This window comes from Neisseria sp. P0021.S005 (genome assembly GCF_051956955.1).
Map to the genome: position 1 here is coordinate 1 of NZ_JBQCWY010000173.1, position 5,533 is coordinate 5,533.

General features: G+C 51.6%; 4 protein-coding genes. All 4 read right to left on the minus strand.

All coding sequences use genetic code 11. The features are described 5' to 3' along the window. Window positions 1-1,753, minus strand: a 1,753-nt coding sequence (locus tag ACTHUE_RS10155; protein WP_440423410.1) for a GNVR domain-containing protein, incomplete at its 3' end; no start/stop codon positions are given. A 26-nt stretch (window positions 1,754-1,779) separates the two neighbouring features. Continuing rightward, the gene (locus ACTHUE_RS10160; RefSeq protein ID WP_004520878.1) at window positions 1,780-2,229 is read right to left on the minus strand and encodes a low molecular weight protein-tyrosine-phosphatase; all 450 of its coding nucleotides are present in this window, start codon (window positions 2,227-2,229) and stop codon (window positions 1,780-1,782) included. A gap of 169 nt (window positions 2,230-2,398) precedes the next feature. Then, window positions 2,399-3,526, minus strand: coding sequence for a polysaccharide export protein (locus ACTHUE_RS10165; RefSeq protein WP_070695481.1), 1,128 nt, complete (start codon window positions 3,524-3,526; stop codon window positions 2,399-2,401). A gap of 43 nt (window positions 3,527-3,569) precedes the next feature. Next, window positions 3,570-5,471: a polysaccharide biosynthesis protein gene (locus ACTHUE_RS10170; protein ID WP_070695479.1), complete on the minus strand. Its 1,902-nt coding sequence runs from the start codon at window positions 5,469-5,471 to the stop codon at window positions 3,570-3,572. Window positions 5,472-5,533 lie beyond the last annotated feature (62 nt).

The following is a 5,533-nucleotide window of genomic DNA, read 5'->3' on the forward strand; positions in this document are numbered from 1 at the left end:
TGAGGATGTCAGACAAGCCGAACTCGGGGGTAAGGCCGAAGAGTCGGTCGAGGTAGCCTTTGCGCATATCGGTATCGATAAGCAGAACGCGTTTGCCTGACTGCGCCATTACGGTGGCGAGGTTGGCAGAGATAAAGGATTTGCCTGCTTCAGGCGCGGCACCGGTAATCATGAGGACGTTGTTAGGCGCGTCCAGCATGGAGAAGTAGATATTGGTGCGCAGGGCGCGGATGGCTTCGACTGCCGTGTCGGCGCGGTCTTCGCTGGCCAGCAGATAGTTGGAACGGCCGCCGGTTTTTTTGAATTTGTTTTTGAAGAAGTCGCGTTTTTGCTGGGTTTTGGAGTGCGGAACAAGAGCGACGACTTCCAAATTGAGGTTTTCGATTTCTTCGGATGAAGTAATGCCGTTTTTCATGCGGTTGCGAATCATCAGCCACAAAGCGGTCAATGAGCCTGCGGCAAGTGCGCTCAGGAGCGTGATGACGGCTTTGCGCGGGGCAACGGGGTTTTCAGGGACATAGGCATAATCGACGATGCGAACATTACCTTGTGCACTGGCTTTCATGATGTTGAGTTCTTGTTGTTTGCTCAACAGTTGGACGTAGGTTGCTTGGTTGGTTTCTACGTCGCGGGTCAGGCGGATAACTTCTTGTTGGGTGTTCGGCAACTCGGCAATTTGTTGGTTGATTTTGTTTTTAGCGCGTTCGAGGACGGCAAGTTTGTCCAATACGGCTTTATAGGAAGGGTGTTCCGGCGTGTACAGCTCGGCCAAACCTGCTTCTTCGGTTTTGAGCAGGGTAATTTGGGTTTCGATGCCGGTCAGGCTTTCCAATGCGCCTTTGGACTCGAGCGGAATGTCGAGAGAGCCTGATTGTTGGCGGTAGGCATTGAGTTTGTTTTCAGCGTCTTGCAAGGTTTCTTTCAAGCGTGGCAATTCTTCGCTGATGAAGGCCAAACCGCTGGATGCGACTTGGACGTCGCGTTCGCGGTTTTGCGCAACGTAGTTGTCGGCAATGCTGTTGAGGATGACGCTGGTACGTTTAGGGTCGGTGCCGGTAAAGGTAAGGTTAATGATGGGGCTGGTTTTACCTTTGCTGATAACAGCCAGTTTGTTTTGGATGTTTTCGATGGCGCTGATGCGGGAGAACTTGGTTAACGCAAATTCTTGACCCGGATTAGCCAGGATTTGATCGATTTTGAGGGTGGTTTGATTGTTGATTTTCAGAGGCACGCCGACCTTGCCTTCGACAACGCGTTTGTCAGGCAGGGTAAGGGTATAGGCTTTGTTGCTCTTGGCGGTCAGTGTGAAGGTTTTGTTGAACCATTCGTCTTGTACGGAAAAGCTGCCGACGGTCAGTTTGGGATCGGGGTCGCCACTGATGTTGTGCATCAGGCTGCCGATAACGGGTGTGTATTTGGCTTTGACTTCTTGGTCAAGCTGAAGGTCGTCAACGGTTTTACCCAGCACCAAGCGTGATTGAACCAACTCGACTTCTGCTTCAGACGGCGTGGTTTGGTTGTTGAAGATGCTGTTGATTTCGGTCAGGATTTGGTTTTGTCGCGTTTCAATTTCCAGCATGGCATCGGCACGGTATTGCGGAGTGGATGCCAGGCTGAAGGCTGCGCCAAGAATGCCGCCTGCAAGCAGGGCGGCGAGGATTTTGTATTTATTTGTCCAAATTACTCGCAGCTGTTGGCCGAAGTCGATTTCGTCGTTGTCTGCGCTGTAAGGTGTGTAGGTCGTTTTTTTCATTGCTTGCTTTCTTGTTCATGCCGGTTTTATACCGGTTGAGTTTTTCCGTTTAGTTTGGTTTTCCAAGTGTCTGCGGCAGCATTGAGCTGTTCAAAAACGGCTTCAAACATTTCACTGCTTTGTTTGTATGGGTCAGGTACGGTTTTCTTCGGCAACCATTGGGCAAACAGCATGGTTTTGCTGCGTGCCGGCGGATGGATGTCGGCCACCATGTCAATTTGACAGGGCTCCATGACGAGAATCAAATCGGCCTGTTCGCACATTTGGGCAGTCAGTTGGCGTGCCGTATGGCCTGCAACGATAACGCCGTGTTTGAGTGCGGTTTTGATGGCTTGGAAATCGGCATCCTTACCTGCCAGTGCTTTTATGCCAGCGCTGCTGATGCGGTGGCCGGGTAGTTTTTTCTGCATAATCCGCTCTGCGGTGGGGGAGCGGCAGATGTTGCCTAGGCAGACGATGAGTATGTTGTGGTACATGATATTGTTTCGGTTTATGGTCTGAAAAAAGCGTGAGTCAGACTATAAGGTACTGCTTTTCCGTTTGTGCGGTGTGTACGGCTTTTATATGCCGTTTATGTAATTTGGTTGGATTGTGCGTGATTTTGTATCCTGCTGTCAAACAGGGTCTGACAGCAGGAACCACTGCTTATTTAAACGTATTGTCGAGGGTATTGACGTTGCTGATGGAGTTGGTAATTTGTGACATTACGCGGTTCCAACGGGTAACTGGGGCGGCGGTAACGTAAACGGTGTCTTCGGAGCGCAATTTGAATTCGCTGCCCAGTGCGTAAGAAGTCGCATCTTTTAGGTTGAGCTGGTAGATGTGGATAGGTCTGGCCGCATCTTCAGGTGCGCGGCGGATCACGAATACGCCGGTTGCATCCGCATAGGCTTGGTTCATGCCGCCCACTTCGCCGAGCGCTTGGGTCAGGTTGAGGCCGTGATTGCCGATCGGCAGGGTGGCTTGTTTGCCGACTTCACCCATGATGTAGATTTTGTTGTTGCTGCTGTTAGGAACATAAACGATGTCACCATGGCTGAGGAGGTGGTTTTGCGACATATCACCGTATTGCAACATGTCTTGTAGGGAAATGGTGCGGTCGACGCCGTTGTGCGTCCATTTGATGTGTTGGGTGTCGGCACTTTGGGTGACGCCGCCTGCTTGGTTGATGGCATCCAAAATGGTCATCGGGATATTGGTAATCGGCAGCTGACCTGCTTGGCTGATGGCACCGGATACTGAAATGCGTTGCGAACGGAATTCGGTAACGTTGATGGCTACTTGAGGATTTTTGATGTAGCGTTTCAGAAGGTTGGTCAGGGTATTTTGCAATTCGTCCAAAGTTTTGCCTTTGGCTTGAATTTTGCCTGCTAACGGGTAAGTAATATAACCGCCCTCATCTACCCAGGCACCGCGGCTGACTTGGTTGGTTTGCGGGTTGCTTTGCTGGGTAGGGGAGTTGAGGTCGGAGTGCGCCCAAACCATGATATTGAGGACGTCGCCGCTGCCGATGCGGTAGCGGTAAGCGCTTTTGCTTTGCTCCAAACCTTGGTTGTTTTGGGAAAGTACAGGCGGCTTGCGCATTTTTTCAATCAGGTTGGGCGTAATGGGGTAAACGGCAACGCGGCTGTCGAGGTTGGTATCGGTTGCGGTGTCGGTATCGGTGTAAACAATGGTTTTGGTTCTGGTTTTGATGGTTGAACCAGGAATGACTGTCGTGCTGTTACAGGCAGTCAGTGCAAATAGAATAAGCAGGGAGAGCGTTTTTTTCATGTAGTAGTCCTTGCAGGATGGTGTCCGGGCCGTCTGAAAATGTTCAGACGGCCTTGTTGTTTTGTTGCCAAACCAAGTCGCAGATACCGTCTTTGGGTACAAAGCCTGTTGGTGCGCGCAACAGAAGCTGGCGCAGGCTGTTTTGGTCGCTTTGGAGACAAGCGGTTTCGAGTTCCGACAGTATGTCAGATAATTGCGTCCATGGAAGCATTACTTCACTGGCGGTCATAATACGGGGATGAGTGGTTTTTTGCACCTCATCACCGATGAGCAGTTCTTCATAAAGTTTCTCGCCCGGGCGCAGGCCGGTAATCTTGATTTCGATGTCGCCGTGCGGGTGTTGCTCGTCTTTGACTTTGAGTCCGCTGAGGACAATCATTTGACGGGCAAGGTCGATGATTTTGACGGATTCGCCCATGTCGAGGACGAATACGTCGCCGCCTTTACCCATTGCGCCGGCTTGGATAACCAGTTGCGCCGCTTCGGGAATGGTCATGAAGTAGCGGGTAATGTCTTGGTGGGTCAGGGTAATCGGGCCGCCTTCGGCAATTTGTTTTTCAAATACCGGGACAACGGAGCCGGACGAACCCAATACATTGCCGAAACGCACCATGCAGAAGCGTGTTTTTTGTTCCGGCTCGGCGGCAAGGGCTTGCAGGCAGAGTTCGGCCATGCGTTTGCTGGCGCCCATGGTGTTGGTCGGACGGACGGCTTTGTCGGTGGAAATCAAAACAAAGGTGGAAACGCCTGCATCTACGGCAGCCTGCGCACAGCAGAGTGTGCCGAACACGTTGTTTTGAATGCCTTCGATGGTGTTGAACTCTACCATTGGAACGTGTTTGTAGGCTGCGGCATGATAAACGGTGTCGACGTGATAGGCCTTCATGATGCTGCTAAGGCGTTCTTTGTTTTGAACCGAACCCAAAAGCGGTACGACTTCAACTTGGCTGCCTTGCGCGGCTTGGGTTTCGCGCAACTCTTTGTCTATGCTGTACAGGGCGAATTCGGACAATTCAAACAACAGCAGTTTGGTCGGCCGGCAATTGAGAATTTGACGGCAAAGTTCGGAGCCGATAGAGCCGCCTGCGCCGGTTACCATCACGACTTTGTCGCTGATGTCGGCGCGCATCAATTCAGGGCGAGGTGCCACAGGGGCACGGCCGAGCAAATCGACCACAGAGATTTTTTTCAATGAGCTGACGTTGATTTTGCCGTCCACCAAATCCTTCATGCCCGGAATGGTCAGGACTTCGCATTTGTATGCTTCGAGGCGGCGGATGATGTCTTTGCGTTCTTCAGGCGTAGAACTTGGAATCGCCAGCAGAATTTTGCGGACGCCGTAACGGCTGATCAGCATCGGGATTTCGTTGGGGTTGTAGACGGCAAGGTCATAGATGACGGTACGTTGGATTTTCGGGTTGTCATCGACAAAGGCAATGGCCGAATATTCGTTAACCTGTTTGATGGCTTCCAACAACTGGCGGCCTGATTGGCCTGCGCCGTAGATGATGACAGGGGTCATCTGTTTGCGGTGATGGTCGGTCAGAATCGCACGCAGGATCATGCGCGAGCTGGTTACGCCGACCACCAGAACTAAGAAATAGACGATGGGCAGGGCAAGGTGTAGTTTTTGTTCAAAAATCAGGGTGGTCAGGCAGAACAAGACCGCTGAAATAATGCTGCCGAATGCGGCGGCAGTCAGGACGCGGATGCTGACGAAGCGCGTGACGGCGCGATAGAGGCCGATACGGATGAAAAGGATGATGGTCAGCACAGCGGTGCTGCCGAAAGCCAGCCAGTTGGCGATACTCAACCATTCGTCGGAATATTGCACTTTGAGGCTTTGGGCAAACCAAAACGCCACGAATATCATCAAGATGTCGTGGATGACGAAGAAGGTTTTTTTAAGGTTGCGCGGCAGAGCCAGCAGGGTTTCCAAGTTCATTTTATATTTCTTGTGTCTGAGTGTTGTAATGTGGCTTGGTACGGATTGTTTGAAGCAGGCTG

Excerpts from the sequence above, each read along its gene's own strand:
- ACTHUE_RS10160 (WP_004520878.1), bottom strand. The coding sequence starts at position 2,229 with ATGTACCACAACATACTCATCGTCTGCCTAGGCAACATCTGCCGCTCC.
- ACTHUE_RS10165 (WP_070695481.1), bottom strand. The coding sequence starts at position 3,526 with ATGAAAAAAACGCTCTCCCTGCTTATTCTATTTGCACTGACTGCCTGT.
- ACTHUE_RS10170 (WP_070695479.1), bottom strand. The coding sequence starts at position 5,471 with ATGAACTTGGAAACCCTGCTGGCTCTGCCGCGCAACCTTAAAAAAACC.